This is a genomic window from Rhodanobacter terrae, from assembly GCF_042657005.1.
In the GTDB taxonomy this organism is placed as follows: Bacteria; Pseudomonadota; Gammaproteobacteria; order Xanthomonadales; family Rhodanobacteraceae; genus Rhodanobacter; species Rhodanobacter terrae.
This window is the reverse complement of sequence record NZ_JBHSNG010000021.1, coordinates 13,005-27,356: the sequence shown is the minus strand read 5'-3', so window position 1 is coordinate 27,356 and position 14,352 is coordinate 13,005. Positions and strand designations below refer to the sequence as shown.

Genomic DNA, 14,352 nt, shown 5'->3' with positions numbered 1-14,352 from the left:
GGCCATGCCCGTTGCCGTTCCCCTTCATGAAAAGCCGCTTGCCGCGAAGGTACTGGTGATCGGTCATCGCGGCGCGCCTGCGTGGCGGCCGGAACACACGCTGGCCTCGTACGGCAAGGCGATCGCCGATGGCGCCGACTTCATCGAGCCCGACCTGGTCATGACGAAGGACGCCGTGATGGTGGCCCGCCACGAGAACGAGATCGGCGGCACCACCGATGTGGCAAGCCATCCGGAGTTCGCCGGCCGCAAGACCACCAAGACGATCGACGGCAAGGCCGTCACCGGCTGGTTCACCGAGGATTTCACTCTTGCGGAACTGAAGACGCTGCGCGCCCGCGAACGCCTGCCGCAGTTGCGCAGCACGAAGTACGACGGCGAGTTCCAGATTCCCACGCTGGAGGAAATCATCGACTTCGTGGCCGCCGAGTCGGCGGTGGTCGGGCATCCGGTCGGCATCATTCCGGAGATCAAGCACGGCAGCTATTTTCGCCAGCTCGGCCTGCCGATGGAAGACAGGCTGCTGGCCACGCTGGCGGCGCACAGCTACACGCGCACGGCGCCGGTGGAGATCCAGTCGTTCGAGATATCCAATCTCGAATATTTGCACGACCGGTTGGGCGGCGTGCATGCCCGGCAGCGCCATCCGAACATCCGTCTGCTGCAGCTGATGGACGCCGCCGACCAGCAGCCGTACGACGTGGCGGCCGCGGGCGGCAAGCTCGACTACGGCGACATGATGACGCCGGCCGGGTTGCGCAAAGTCGCCCGCTATGCCGATGCGATCGGCCCCAGCATTACGGCGATCATTCCGCTCGGGGCGGACGGCCGTCTGGGCCGGCCGACCACTTTGGTGCACGACGCGCATGCGGCGGGACTGGAGCTGCATCCGTATACCTTCCGTCCGGAGAATCAGTTTCTGGCCACGGACTTTCGCCACGGCAACGACCCGGTGACTTACAACGAAGCCGGCCTGATCGCCGAGATCCGCGTCTATCTCGATGCCGGCATCGATGCGTTCTTCACCGACGATCCGGCGGTCGGCCGCGAAGCGCTCGCCCGCTGAGCGGAGTCGACGCACGCCTGTCATGCGGCTGCAGTGATGCTGCCCGAGCATGCGCGGCACCTTTGCCTTCTGCGGAATCCGCATGCGTCGTCTGCTGCTCGCATTGTCCCTGGGTGTTCTCGCCGGGTTGTCGTCCGCGCGGGCAATCGCCACGCCGGTCTTGCTGATCTCGATCGACGGCCTGCGTCCGGCCGACGTGCTGCAGGCGCGGCAGCGCGGCCTGAAGCTGCCGAATCTCGAAGCGTTCCTGCAGCAGGGTGCATATGCCAGCGACGTGCGCGGCGTACTGCCCACGCTGACCTATCCCAGCCATACCACCTTGATCACCGGGGTGTCGCCGAACCTGCACGGCATCGGCGGCAACCTCACCTTCGACCCCACCAACAAGAACCAGCAGGGCTGGGACTGGTACGCCAGCGATATCCGCGTGCCGACGTTGTGGGATGCGGCGCATGCGGCCGGCCTCAGCACCGCCAACGTGCACTGGCCGGTGAGCGTGGGCGCACAGGTGGACTGGAACCTGCCGCAGATCTGGCGCACCGGTACCGCCGACGATCGCAAGCTGCTCGCGGCGCTGGCCACACCAGGCCTGTTGCCGTCGCTGGAGCACGACCTCGGTTCGTATGCCGACGGTATCGCCGAGGATCTGCCCGGCGATCAGAACCGCACGCGTTTCGCGATCAAGCTGCTGGAAACGCGCAAGCCGTATTTCATGACGGCTTACCTCACCGCGCTGGATACGCAGCAACATGCCAGCGGGCCGGATACCCCGGCATCGCGCAAGACGCTCGAAGGCATCGACCAGCTGATCGGCCAACTGGTGGCGGCCGCGCGGCGCGTGCACCCGGATGGCGTCGTGGCGGTCGTCTCCGACCATGGCTTCGCACCGGTGCAACATGACGTCAATCTCTACCTGCCATTCATCAAGGCGGGCCTGATCACGCTGAAGGGCGCCGAGGTGACCGGCTGGCAGGCGATGCCATGGAACGACGGCGGCAGCGCGGCGATCGTATTGCGCGATCCATCGAACGCCGCGGTCAAGGCGGAAGTCGCCGCCTTGCTGAGGCAGCTGCAGGCCGATCCGCAATACGGCATTGCGCATGTGCTGGATCACGAGCAGGTCGTGGCCCGTGGCGGCACGGCGCAGGCCAGCTGGTTCGTGCAATTCAGGCCAGGCAACGAAATGGGCCTCAAGCCCGACGCGCCGGTGCTGTCGCCCGGGCATTACCGCGGCATGCACGGTTACGACGCGGCGCTTCCCGAGATGCGCTCGACCTTCCTGATCGAGGGCAAGGGCGTGCCGGCGGCCAGGGATCTCGGTTCGATCGACATGCGCGATATCGCACCCACCCTGGCGGCGCTGCTTGGCGTGCAGCTGCCGCGGGCGCAGGGCAAGGCCTTGCTTGCGGCGGATGCCGCCGTCGCTGCAAGCGGGCAAGGCGGGAATGTGTCCGCCCATGTGCGCATGGGGGGCGGTACGAAATAGACGTCCATACGCATTCGTACACGCGGATGTAACGGCGGCATCACATTCGCAAATCATGCTACCCGGACATCCACCGGAGGGGCTCCGGTGACCCCCTGTCACACGTGACGCGGGCATTCCCGACGAATGCCTGCGCGAAGGATTCTGCATGTCTCTGCACAAGGTTTCGATTCGCCGAACCGCGCTCGCGCTGGCCACCCTCGGTGCGTTGCACGGCGGCGCACTGTTTGCCGCCACGACCGACAACAGTGCCGCGCCCGCGGTCGCGGCAGCTACGGATGCCATGGCCGATGCCGGCCCGAGCAACGCCAGGACCATGGAAGCCGTGTCGGTGGTGGCTACCGGCGAAACGCGCCAGATCCAGAAAGTCACCATCGAGGACATCAAGGCGCTGCCGCCGGGCAGCAGCCCGCTCAAGGCGATCGACAAGCTGCCGGGCGTGAACTTCCAGTCCTCCGATCCATGGGGTGCATACGAGTGGTCGACCCAGATCACGCTGCACGGCTTCGACCAGAGCCGCCTCGGCTTCACGCTGGACGGCATCCCGCTCGGCAACATGAGCTACGGCGTCACCAACGGCCTGCAGATCACCCGCGCGATCACCAGCGACAACCTCAGCACCGTCGAACTGGCGCAGGGCGCCGGTGCGCTGGGTACGGCATCCAGCAGCAACCTCGGCGGCACCATCCAGTTCTTCTCGGCCGATCCGGACAGCACGGCCGGTGCGCGCGTCAACCAGACCCTGGGTTCCGACAGCACGCATCGCACCTTCGTGCGGCTGGATACCGGCGACTACCACGGTTTCTCGGCCTACGTGTCGTACGACCACGCCGATACCGGCAAATGGAAAGGCTACGGCGACCAGCGCTCGAATCAGATCAACTTGAAGAGCGTCTACCAGTGGGGCGACGGCAACCGCATCAGCCTGTTCGTCGACGATTCCAAACGCAAGGAATACGATTATCAGGATCTGTCGCTGACCAGCGAGCGCGTGCTGGGCTGGAACTACGACTACTGGCAGCCGGACTGGACGCAGGCCGTGCAGGTCGCCAATGCGATCGCCGGCAAGGGCCCATATCCCGCCTCGTTGAACGGTCTGCCCGCGAACTACGACAAGGGCGACGTGAACTACTACGCCGGCGGCGGCATCCGTCGCGACAAACTGGTAGGCCTGAGCGGCTCGTTCAACCTGGGCGGCGGCACCACACTGAATGCGGGTGCCTACAATCACGACGACCGCGGCGAAGGGCAGTGGGCGACGCCGTACGTGGCATCGTCGTCGACCGTGCCGATCGCGATGCGCACCACCGACTACGGCCTGGACCGTACCGGCCTCACCGGTTCGCTGCAGTTTTCGCTGGACAACAACGACGTCGAGCTGGGCGTGTGGGGCGAAGACGCCAACAACAACCAGGAGCGCAACTATTTCGCGCTGAGCGGCCAGTACACCTATCTCAGCAACTTCTACAAGAACGGGGCGCCGATGGCGCGCGGTTTCTTCCAGAACTACGACACCACCACCCGCATGGGTTACGTGGAAGACACCATCCATCTGATGGACGACAAGCTCACCGTCAACTTCGGCACCAAGGCGTTGAACACGACCACCACCGCCACGTCGCTGTCCCCCAGCAGCTATGCCGCCGGCCGGATCGTCGCCCGTGACGGCTTCCTGCCGCAGGCCGGCGTCGACTACAAGATCGACAGTCAGCAGGACATCTACGCGTCCTACAGCAAGAACCTGGCGTCGTACGGCATCCTGCCGTTTACCCAGTCGCAGGCGGCGTTCAATGCGAGCAAGAGCAGGCTGAAGCCGGAACAGTCGCAGACCCTGGAGCTGGGCTACCGCGTGCACGGCGACACGTTCGAGGCCTCGGCCGACGCCTATTTCACCCGTTTCAACAACCGCCTGTTGTCGGTGACGCCGTGCCCCGCGGTGGTGACCTGTTCCAGCGTGCTCAACAACGTCGGTTCGGTGAAGAGTACCGGCCTCGACCTGGCGGTGATCTGGAAGCCGGTCGAGCATTTGCGCTGGCTCAACTCGCTGTCGTACGACAAGTCGACGTATCAGGACGACTACCTAGACAATGGCGTGGTGGCCACCGCCGGCAAGTACGTGGTGGGCATTCCGACCTGGATGTTCACCAGCAGTCTGAGCTACATCGCCGGTCCCTGGAGCGCCAGCCTCGACGGCAAGTACACCGGCCGCCGCTACATCACCTATATCAACGACTCTCAGGTGCCGTCGTACTGGCTGTTCAACGCCGGCGTGAACTACGACCTCGGCGTGGTCTCGGTGCTGAAGGACGTGAGCCTGGGCCTCAACATCACCAACCTCGCCGACAAGCACTATTACGCCACCACCGGCACCAACGGCTATGTGGCCTCCGATCCCAGCGGGTACAACCAGACCCTGCAGGCGGGCGCACCGCGCATGCTGTTCTTCAATATCAACGCGAAGCTCTGAGCGAACCGTTCGCAGGGATGCGGCGCGGTCCGGCAGGACCGCGCCGCATCCGTTTCCGGGGCTCGTTGTTGCTGCAGCTGCGAATGGCTTCGCTGCCGCGCTGGCCTACCCGTGGTGCTGTCGACGTATGATCTGGCCTGGTGGTGGATCGCGCGCTCGGTGCAGCGCGACGATACCGTCACCGAGGCGGCCATGATCGAGGCGGAAGCAGCGCAGTGAACACGCAGGAACTCATCATCACCTGGGCGACGCCGGTGTTCTTCCTGTTGATCGGGATCGAGCTGCTGGCAGCGAAGCTGCGCGATCGCCGGGCGTATGCGGGCAGCGATGCGATGAACAGCATCGGGCTGGGCGTGATCTCGCAGATCGTCGGGGTGTTCAGCAAGCTGCTGACGCTGGGCATCTACGCGTGGTGCGTCGAGCACCTGGCGCTGTTCGCGCTGCCGGCGGACAGCTGGTGGGTCTGGGCCGGCGCGTTGCTGCTGTACGACTTCTGCTACTACTGGCTGCACCGCTGCGGGCATCGGGTGAACATCTTGTGGGCCGCGCACGTGGTGCATCACCAGAGCGAGCACTACAACCTGTCCACCGCGCTGCGCCAGACCGGCAGCGGCATGCTGCTGGGCTGGCTGTTCTACCTGCCGATGGCCGTGCTTGGCGTACCGTTCAAGGTGTTCGTGATCGTGGCGCTGATCGACCTGCTGTACCAGTTCTGGGTGCACACCGAACAGATCGGCCGGCTCGGCTGGTTCGACCGGGTGTTCTGCTCGCCCTCCAACCATCGCGCGCATCACGCGGTGAACGACCGCTACCTGGACCGCAACTACGGCGGCATCCTGATCGTATGGGACCGGCTGTTCGGCAGCTTCGTCGAGGAAGACGACAACGACCCGCCGGTTTACGGTACGCGCTCGCCGCTGCGCAGCTGGAACCCGCTGTGGGCGAATGCCGAGGTGTACTGGCACACCGCCGTGGACGCGTGGCACGCACGGCGCTGGCGCGACAAGCTGCTGCTATGGCTGAAGCCGCCGGGCTGGCGGCCGGACGACGTGGCGGCGCGCTACCCCAAGCCGGCCTTCGCGGTGCCCAACGAACGCTTCGATCCGCCGGTGCCGAAGGCATGGATGATCTATGCCTTGCTGCAGTTTGCGCTACTGCTGGGGATGACCACGCAGTTCCTCGGCATGGCCGGCACCGCCAGCCTGCCGGCACTGCTGGCTTACGCGTTCTATCTGGTGGCCGGCCTGAGCGTGCTCGGTGCGTTGATGGAGCGGCGGCGCTGGGCGTTGTGGGCGGAAGGTGCCCGCTTGCTGGCGACGGCGCTGGTGCCGCTGCTGAGCGGCCGCTGGTTCGGCGTCGCCCATCTGGACGGCCGTTTCGCACTGGCCATCGCGGCGGTGTTCGGGCTCAGCGCGCTGGCGCTGCCGTGGCTGGGCAAGCCGTCTGCTGCTGTGGGAGCGGCTTCCGCCGCGAACTGAGGCATCGCGTGGAGCTTCGCGGCTGAAGCCGCTCCCACAGGAGCCGCTCCTACAAAATCCGGCGCCGTGTTGCACTGCGCTGTGTGTGTCGGGGCGCATTCGTTATGATCGCCGCTTGCTTTCAGGGGTCATGCGATGAGTTTCTTCAGCAAGCTGGTGCGGCACAAGTCGGTCGAGCAGTTGCAGGCGGAGGTGGGTTCGCGTGGCGATTTCCGCCGCGTGCTGGGTTTGTGGCAGCTCACCGCCATCGGCATCGGCGGCATCATCGGGGTCGGCATCTTCGTGCTGGCCGGCCAGCAGGCGGCCGCCAACGCGGGGCCGGCGGTGGCGCTCAGCTTCATCATCGCGGGAATGGGCAGCGCCTGCGCGGCGCTGTGTTATGCCGAGTTCGCCGGGTTGATCCCGGTCACCGGCAGCGCCTATACGTACGGCTACGCGGTGCTCGGCGAATGCGTCGCCTGGATCATCGGCTGGGATCTGCTGCTGGAATACGCGCTGGTGGTCGCGGTGGTGGCGATCGGCTGGTCCGGTTACGTGCAGGTGCTGCTCAACTCAGCCGGCGTGCATCTGCCGGAGTGGGCGCAGGAGAGCATGAGCGCGCAGACCATGCAGTACTACCTGCAGCAGGTCTTCGGCGTACACGGCGCTCATGCGATCGCCGCACCGGGTGACGGCCATCGTTTCAACGTGATCGCGGCCGGAGTGTCGGTGGCGGTGGCGGTACTGCTGACCGTGCGCACCGAATGGGGCGCGCGCTTCAACACGGCGGTGGTGGCGATCAAGGTGATCGGCGTGCTGCTGGTGGTGCTGGTGGGCGTGTTCTACATCAATACGGCGAACTGGCATCCGTTCATCCCCGCGCGCATCGTGGACGCCACCACGGGCATCGGCCACTTCGGCTGGCAGGGCGTGCTGACCGGCGCCAGCGTGGTGTTCTTCGCGGTGTTCGGCTATGACACGCTGACCACGGCTGCCGAAGAGGCGAAGCACCCGCAGCGCGACCTGCCGCGCGCGGTGTTGCTGTCGCTGGCGATCGCGATGGTGCTGTACATCGCGGTGTCGCTGGTGCTGACCGGCATCACGCCGTACAGCCACCTCGGCGGCGATGCGTCGGTGTCCGACGCGTTCGAATCGATCGGGCTGCACTGGCTCAGCATCATCATCGCGGCGGCGGCGGTGATCGGCGTCACCAGCGTGCTGTTCGCCTTCATGCTGGGCGCGGCGCGGATCTGGTTCGCGCTGGCGCGCGACGGGCTGCTGCCGGGATGGTTCGCCAAGGTCAGCCCGCGCTTCGGCACACCGGCGCGACCGACCGTGATTCTCGGACTGTTCACCGCCCTCATCGCCGGCCTGCTGCCGATCGGCGAAGTGGCCGAACTGGTCAACATCGGCACGCTCAGCGCCTTCATCATCATCTGCGGCTCGATCATGCTGCTGCGTGTGCGCCGCCCCGACCTGCAGCGCAACTTCCGCACGCCGGCGGTGTGGTTCACCGCGCCGTTGGGTATCGTGTTCTCCGCCGTGCTGATCTACGGCCTGCCGTGGATCACCTATGAGCGCTTCATCATCTGGATGGCGCTGGGCGGCCTGGTCTATTTCGGTTATGGCATCCGGCACAGCAAGCTGGCTGCCGGCGCGGGGTGAGCCCGTCGGTCAGCAGCCCGGCGCGCTGACGATCCGGTCGCGGCCGCCGCGCTTGGCCTGGCGCATGGCCTGGTCGGCGCGCGCCAGCAGGCTCCCGATATTCTCGCCGGCTTGGTCGCATTCGGCGACGCCGATGCTGACGGTCAGCGGGCCGTCCGGGCGCAGGATCGCCCGCACGGCCACGCGCAACTGCTCGGCGCGCTGGCCGGCTAGCTCCAGGTCGAGGCCGGGCAGCAGTATCGCGAACTCCTCGCCACCGATGCGGCCGATCAGATCGTTCGGGCGCATCTGCCCGCGCATCGCGGTAGCCAGTGCGATCAGGGCCGCGTCGCCCGCGGCATGACCGTAATCGTCGTTGAGCTGCTTGAAATGGTCGGCATCCAGAAACAGCATGCATGCCGGTTTCTGCTGGCGATGGATGTCGTCCAGCGCGAGCCGTGCCAGTTCGAGGAAACGGTTGCGTAGCAGCAAGCCGGTCAGGCCGTCCGTATAGGCTTGCTCGCGCAATTGCTGCTCCAGCCGGAATTGCGCGAACAGCGTGCGGGCCATGAACGCGCGCAGCACCGCCGACAGCGAAATCGCGATCGCCATGTAGACGAAGTACTGAAAAATCTGCACGTCATCGGTATTGCCGAGCAACAGCACCGGCAGCGGCCCCAGTGCGCACATCGCCATGGCCGCGGCGAAATCCCAGCGGCCCAGCCAGATGACCGACGAGGCGACCGGCAACAGCAAGCCTGGCATCACCAGCGGCTGCTCCGGCACGTGCCCGAAACTGTTCAGGTTGATGCCGATCTCCAGCAGCAATACGCACAGCAGCGCCAGCAGGCTGAGCGTTCGCGGGCGCCGTACATGCCTGGTGGCCATGGCTACCAGCAGCAGCGGCAGCAGCAGCGCCAGCCGCAGCAGTACCGGCAGCGGCGAACTGCGGATCAGCGCGCTGGCGACGACCCCCACCCCATATGCCAGCGCCGCCATCAGCATCAGCGCGTGGATCATCGGACCCATCTGGCGCGCCAGGTAATGGCGGTACTCGCGGCGCTGATCGGCGTCGCTGGCGTGATGACGGTGCTCGGCAAACAGATAGTGCATGCGGGTCTCGGCAATGGCGGGTCGCGGTACCGGCTTCAACCCGTACGAGTTGGTAAGAGCAAGATGGATGCCATCACCCGGATGCGGCGGCCGGATCGGATGCCGGCAACCCGCGGTCATGACCTTCGGCATGGGTTAAGCGCGGGGCTGCCGGTCTAGCATCGGCCGCCTGGATCCATGCTTGGGCCGTCTTCGCCGGTACGGAATCCAGGCGCCCGTCTGGTTTTACCCGTTGCGTACCGTGGGTTGTTCGGTTCGTGCGGCAGGGCAACACGCTCTTACCTTCCCTCCCGGAGAACCCATTGAAAGTCACCCGTCTTGCTTCCGCCCTCGCCGCCGCCGCCTTCGGACTGGCCAGTTTCGGTGCGCTCGCCGATGTCCCGGCGCCACAGGATGTGCCGTACCAGGGCACATTGAAGATCGATGTGGACGCCACCGACGTAGCCCACCGCATCTTCCGCGTGCACGAGACGATCCCGGCGCAGGCCGGTCCGCTGACCCTGCTGTATCCGCAGTGGCTGCCGGGCAACCATTCGCCGAACGGCACGATCGACAAGATGGCCGGGCTGGTGGTGAAGGCGAACGGCCAGGTGCTGCCGTGGACGCGCGACCCGCTCAACGTCTTCGCGTTCCACGTCGACGTGCCGCAAGGTGCCAGCGGCGTGGAAGTGGAGTTCCAGTTCCTTTCGGCCCAGGACCAGCGCCAGGGCCGCGTGGTGATGACGCCGGAGATGCTCAACCTGCAGTGGAACTCGGTGACGATGTATCCGGCCGGCTATTTCGCGCGCCGGATCAACACCGAAGCCAGCGTGAAACTGCCGGTCGGCTGGCAGGCCGGCACCGCGCTGGAAGTGGCCTCCAGGGACGGCGGCACGCTGAATTTCAAGCCGATCAATTACGACGACCTGGTCGATTCGCCGATCTACGCCGGCAAATTCTTCAAGCGCATCGATCTGGACCCTGGCGCCGGGACGCCGGTGCACATGGACATCGTCGCCGATGATCCGAAGTACCTCGAGATCAAGCCGGAGCAGATCAAGCTGTTCCAGAACCTGGTCCGGCAGATGTACAAGATGTACGGCGCGCATCACTACGACCACTACGATTTCCTCGTCTCGCTCAGCGACAAGATGAGCGGCAACGGGCTGGAGCATCATCGCTCCAGCGAGGACGGCACGTCGGCGGACTTCTTCACCGAGTGGAAGAAGAACGCGCTGGCCCGCGACCTGTTCTCGCACGAATTCAACCACTCCTGGGACGGCAAGTATCGCCGTGGCGCGGATCTGGCCACGCCGAACTTCAACGTGCCGATGAGCGACACCTTGCTGTGGGTCTACGAAGGCCAGACCCAGTTCTGGGGCCAGGTGATGGCCGTGCGTTCGGGCTTGTGGGATACGGACCAGGCGCACGACATGTGGGCCTTTACCGCCGCCACCTACGACAAGGGCCGTCCGGGCCTGGCCAGCTTCCGCAACGTGCAGGACACCACCAACGATCCGATCATCGCGCAGCGCCGCCCGTTGCCGTATCGCAACTACCAGGCCAGCGAGGACTATTACTCGGCCGGCCAGATGATCTGGCTGGACGTCGACGGCCAGCTGCGCCAGCTGAGCGGCGGCAAGAAGACCATCGACGATTTCGGCAAGGCGTTCTTCGGCATCAATCCCGGCAAATGGGACGTCGACACCTACACGTTCGAGGACGTGGTCAAGACACTCAACGACATCGCGCCGTACGACTGGGCGAAATATCTGCGCACGCGCCTGGATGGCCACGGCCCGCTGATCGGCGGCCTCGAGTCGCACGGCTGGAAGCTGGTCTACACCGACAAGCCGTCCGAGGCAGTGAAGGCGATCGAGGCGCGGCGGCATACCGTCGATCTCACTTATTCGCTAGGTGTGTCCATCGGCAAGGGCGGCAGCATCAATGACGTTCTGTGGGACGGCCCCGCGTTCAAGGCCGGCTTGTCGCCGGGCATGACCGTGATCGCCGTCGATGGCCACGACTATGACGCCGACGGGCTCAAGGATGCCATCACAGCCTCGGCGAAGGACCAGAACCAGCCGGTAGAGCTGCTGGTGAAGAACTTCGACGAGTACAGGACGATCCGCATCGACTACCACGACGGATTGAAATACCCGCACCTGGTCCGCGACACCAGCAAGCCCGACACGCTGACCACGCTGCTCAAGGCGCGCTGAAGGTCTGTGGGACAACAGCTGTGGGAGCGACGTCAATCGCGAAGCTCTTGGTGACGGTAGAGCATCGCGGCTGAAGCCGCTCCCACAAAAGCAAGCGCCACAAAAGCTGCTCCCCCGCACGCCGGTCCATCCCGACGGCATCTCGGCTATACTGCGCTCCCCGCGGTGCCGGCCTCGCGGCTTCGGCATCGCGCACGGTCATACATGCGCCCGTAGTTCAGCTGGATAGAGTACTGCCCTCCGAAGGCAGTACTCATCGGTCCCAAGTGCGGGTAAAGTGTCACACCGTCCTTTACTCAAATTGGGACGGCGAGCCGGGAAAAATCGTTACAGAATGCGCTCGTAGCTCAGCTGGATAGAGTAGTGGCTTCCGAAGCCATTGGTCGGGGGTTCGAATCCCTCCGGGCGCACCATTCGATGGGTTCTTCACCGACACTCCTGGACAAATCACCATAAAGTGTCACTTTTGACGCTTTATGCCGCCTCGGGTTCTGACACGAATTGCCGCTTTTTCGTTATGGGCACGTGCGCTTGACCATGAAGTGGCCGCGATCGAGCGGAGTTCAGCGGATGCGCCTCGCCGCATCACGCTGCATCCGTGCACTAGCCGGATGAGTTCGGATATTGCGTATCAACACCGCGTCGCGTGGTCGAGCAAGGCTGAACAGCCATTACCCATCGCCAGTGCGCGGTTGGGTGTCACAGAACGCCACATTGCAGTTGAGTGTTAGCCTCCCGGCAGACCCGACCCCAGCGGCGACTTTGCTGCCTTGATCACATCAGTCGCGCTTTTTGCAGCGCTGGCGAACTCTGCAGACGGCGACACGCTGAGTTCGTGTTTCTCGTAGATTCGGCCCGGTGGGTTTGCGATCGTCGCAAGCACGCCCTCGCAGAGCTTGGAGAGTGGCGCGTTGTCTGCGCTTGCCGCCCCCATTTCCGTCATCCGCTTGTGGAAACCCTGGAACGAGGCTGCCGTGACCGCCTTGAATCCGTAGTCTTCTTCAAGGCGCTTTGCGAGGGCGGTTTCGCGGCTTGCGTGCAGTGCCAGCCACGCGAGGGTTACAGCTACAGGCAGCCGGGTCAGCCAGAGTACCAACACGCTTTCGAGCGTAGGTGTTGTGCTGGAAAAGAAGGAGTGAAAAAGCGCTGTACCTGCCAGGAGGGTTAGCGCCACAAGGGATCCGACGAAGATCCATTGCCAGTGCTTCCCAGGGTCAAGAAAGGTCTTGCGGCGGTCATCAAAGGCAGTGGCAAGTCCCGCGCTCGTGGCACCCGGAAGTAGATCGTCAATCGCCTTCAGCTGGATGGCGCACTGGGCCTCAAGCTCTTTCAGGCGATCTTCGTAGGTAGCGACACGTTGTTCGATCGTTTCGGCTCGTGCGGCCAGGCTCTTGGTCACTTCCGCCGCTGCCGTTGCTTCGGTTCGTGCGGTGGCTATGGCTTCCTTGTCGCCTTGTGCAGCTGTCTTGGCAGCTTGCAGACTATTCAACGCACCGACAGATTCCTCGCTTGCCAACTGTGCCGCCTTCTTGAAGGCATCGGCATTCGTTGCGTGCTGAGTCGCTTCTGCTAGCACTCCATCCAGTTCGCTGCGGGTCTGATCAGCGTGCTTGCGCGCACCCTCAATTTCAGTGACCTGCGCGGCCACAGTCGCTATTCGTCCATCGAGATCGGTTTTCGCGGTTCCGATGCCTGCCACCGCAGTCGTGATCTCTTCCTGCTTGGTGCGGAGTTCTGTCAGTGCATCAGCCGCCTGCTTCTTCGCCAGCGTCACGGTTGCAGCGTTGGCTGCAACCTCCTGCACCTGCTCCGAAATCGAATCGACCGCCGTTCGCGCCCGAGCAATTAGCACCTGCAGATCGTCGGAAGTACCGGGCGGCGGGAGATTTCCCTCATTTGCGGCCGAGCTGATGTTCTCGTTCATGGAGGCGGGCCTTCCGGTGCGGTCAGATGACGGGGCGATCCAGGCATTACGGGTTGCGCTTACTTCTTCCTCTGCGTGAGCGCGCTTCCTGCCAGAGTCTTCGTGACGCGGCTCATCCGGCCGTCATCCAGTGCTTTGGCAGCCTTGCTGGCAACGGAGGTAGAGGTCTCCTTGCTTGTTCGCGATTGCGCCAAGACGCTGCCGGCCAGGGACTTGGCCGTGTTGCTGGAGCCTGGGTTCCGCAGGACGCCGGAGGCGGCATGGGACACGCGGCTGGATGTCTTTTTTCGTTCTTTGCCATCTTTATCACCACAAATGCATCAATACACTTGATGCTTTAATTTATATGAAACATAGTTGTCAGTCCGGTGCATGTCAAGTAATGTTCGCATCATGTCGGATGACGCATATCAAACAGAGCTACAAGCCTTGGCCGATGTCCGCCAGGGTCATCCGTTCCGAGGCGCCATCGCTGAGACTCCGGGCGGCTCGGTCGCGGTGGTCCAGATGAAGGATGTATCGCCAGCCGGTCTCAAAAACCGCGACGAGCTGATACGGACCGAAATTCGCGGGCGCAAGGAACCGGATTGGCTACAGGATGGGGACATCCTCTTCACTGCCCGCGGAGCGTCGAACTACGCCTGCGTGGTGACCGGGTTGTCTGAGCACACGGTCTGCACCCCTCATCTCTATGTGCTGCGTCTGAAACGGTACGGGGAGGTGCTTCCGGAATTCCTGGCATGGCAGCTCAACCAAGGGCCTGTTCAGCGCTACTTGGCACAAGCTGCCGAAGGCAGCTCCCAGCTCAGCATCCGCAAGCCGGTACTTGAGGCCGTCCCTATCAAGGTGCCCTCGATGGTCAAGCAACAGGCGATCGTCGCCCTGGCCAAGCTCGCCGCCGCCGAACAAAACGTGCTGCAGTCCCTGCTCCGAAATCGCGAGATGGAACTGGCAGCCATCGCCGAGCAGTGGCTCGGCTGAATCAGAAAAGGGA

Annotated in this window: 9 protein-coding genes and 1 tRNA gene; 8 read left to right on the top strand and 2 right to left on the bottom strand. The window is 64.3% G+C overall.

Annotated elements, in window-relative coordinates; all coding sequences use genetic code 11:
- Positions 1-4 precede the first annotated feature (4 nt).
- The 5 genes from ACFPPB_RS16015 to ACFPPB_RS15995 all read left to right on the top strand — a co-directional run bounded on the left by ACFPPB_RS16015 (position 5) and on the right by ACFPPB_RS15995 (position 8,141).
- On the top strand, positions 5-1,066 hold the full coding sequence (locus ACFPPB_RS16015; protein ID WP_377328891.1) for a glycerophosphodiester phosphodiesterase: 1,062 nt from the start codon (positions 5-7) through the stop codon (positions 1,064-1,066).
- 82 nt (positions 1,067-1,148) lie between these two features.
- Positions 1,149-2,552, top strand: a complete 1,404-nt coding sequence (locus tag ACFPPB_RS16010) for an alkaline phosphatase family protein (protein WP_377328889.1) — start codon at positions 1,149-1,151, stop codon at positions 2,550-2,552.
- Positions 2,553-2,700: 148 nt separating this feature from the next.
- A complete protein-coding gene (locus ACFPPB_RS16005; RefSeq protein WP_377328887.1) occupies positions 2,701-5,019 on the top strand; it encodes a TonB-dependent receptor in 2,319 nt (772 codons plus the stop codon).
- A 215-nt stretch (positions 5,020-5,234) separates the two neighbouring features.
- Positions 5,235-6,497, top strand: coding sequence for a sterol desaturase family protein (locus tag ACFPPB_RS16000; protein WP_377328885.1), 1,263 nt, complete (start codon positions 5,235-5,237; stop codon positions 6,495-6,497).
- A 135-nt stretch (positions 6,498-6,632) separates the two neighbouring features.
- Positions 6,633-8,141, top strand: coding sequence for an amino acid permease (locus ACFPPB_RS15995; RefSeq protein WP_377328883.1), 1,509 nt, complete (start codon positions 6,633-6,635; stop codon positions 8,139-8,141).
- Between the two features lie 9 nt (positions 8,142-8,150).
- Here ACFPPB_RS15995 and ACFPPB_RS15990 read toward each other — a convergent pair whose 3' ends face one another.
- A complete protein-coding gene (locus tag ACFPPB_RS15990) occupies positions 8,151-9,233 on the bottom strand; it encodes a GGDEF domain-containing protein (RefSeq protein WP_377328881.1) in 1,083 nt (360 codons plus the stop codon).
- A gap of 302 nt (positions 9,234-9,535) precedes the next feature.
- On the opposite strand from ACFPPB_RS15990, the gene ACFPPB_RS15985 reads away from it, so the two are divergent.
- Both ACFPPB_RS15985 and ACFPPB_RS15980 read left to right on the top strand, forming a co-directional pair.
- On the top strand, positions 9,536-11,434 hold the full coding sequence (locus ACFPPB_RS15985; protein WP_377328879.1) for a M61 family metallopeptidase: 1,899 nt from the start codon (positions 9,536-9,538) through the stop codon (positions 11,432-11,434).
- 336 nt (positions 11,435-11,770) lie between these two features.
- Positions 11,771-11,847 (top strand) — tRNA-Arg (locus ACFPPB_RS15980).
- A 314-nt stretch (positions 11,848-12,161) separates the two neighbouring features.
- On the opposite strand, the gene ACFPPB_RS15975 is transcribed toward ACFPPB_RS15980, so the two are convergent.
- Positions 12,162-13,358 carry a hypothetical protein gene (locus ACFPPB_RS15975; RefSeq protein ID WP_377328877.1) on the bottom strand — a complete coding sequence of 399 codons (1,197 nt, stop codon included), beginning with the start codon at positions 13,356-13,358 and terminating at the stop codon, positions 12,162-12,164.
- A 393-nt stretch (positions 13,359-13,751) separates the two neighbouring features.
- On the opposite strand from ACFPPB_RS15975, the gene ACFPPB_RS15970 reads away from it, so the two are divergent.
- Positions 13,752-14,339, top strand: coding sequence for a restriction endonuclease subunit S domain-containing protein (locus tag ACFPPB_RS15970; RefSeq protein WP_377328875.1), 588 nt, complete (start codon positions 13,752-13,754; stop codon positions 14,337-14,339).
- Positions 14,340-14,352: the final 13 nt, after the last annotated feature.

Excerpts from the sequence above, each read along its gene's own strand:
- ACFPPB_RS16015 (WP_377328891.1), top strand. The coding sequence starts at position 5 with ATGCCCGTTGCCGTTCCCCTTCATGAAAAGCCGCTTGCCGCGAAGGTA.
- ACFPPB_RS16010 (WP_377328889.1), top strand. The coding sequence starts at position 1,149 with ATGCGTCGTCTGCTGCTCGCATTGTCCCTGGGTGTTCTCGCCGGGTTG.
- ACFPPB_RS16005 (WP_377328887.1), top strand. The coding sequence starts at position 2,701 with ATGTCTCTGCACAAGGTTTCGATTCGCCGAACCGCGCTCGCGCTGGCC.
- ACFPPB_RS15995 (WP_377328883.1), top strand. The coding sequence starts at position 6,633 with ATGAGTTTCTTCAGCAAGCTGGTGCGGCACAAGTCGGTCGAGCAGTTG.
- ACFPPB_RS15990 (WP_377328881.1), bottom strand. The coding sequence starts at position 9,233 with ATGCACTATCTGTTTGCCGAGCACCGTCATCACGCCAGCGACGCCGAT.
- ACFPPB_RS15975 (WP_377328877.1), bottom strand. The coding sequence starts at position 13,358 with ATGAACGAGAACATCAGCTCGGCCGCAAATGAGGGAAATCTCCCGCCG.
- ACFPPB_RS15970 (WP_377328875.1), top strand. The coding sequence starts at position 13,752 with ATGTCGGATGACGCATATCAAACAGAGCTACAAGCCTTGGCCGATGTC.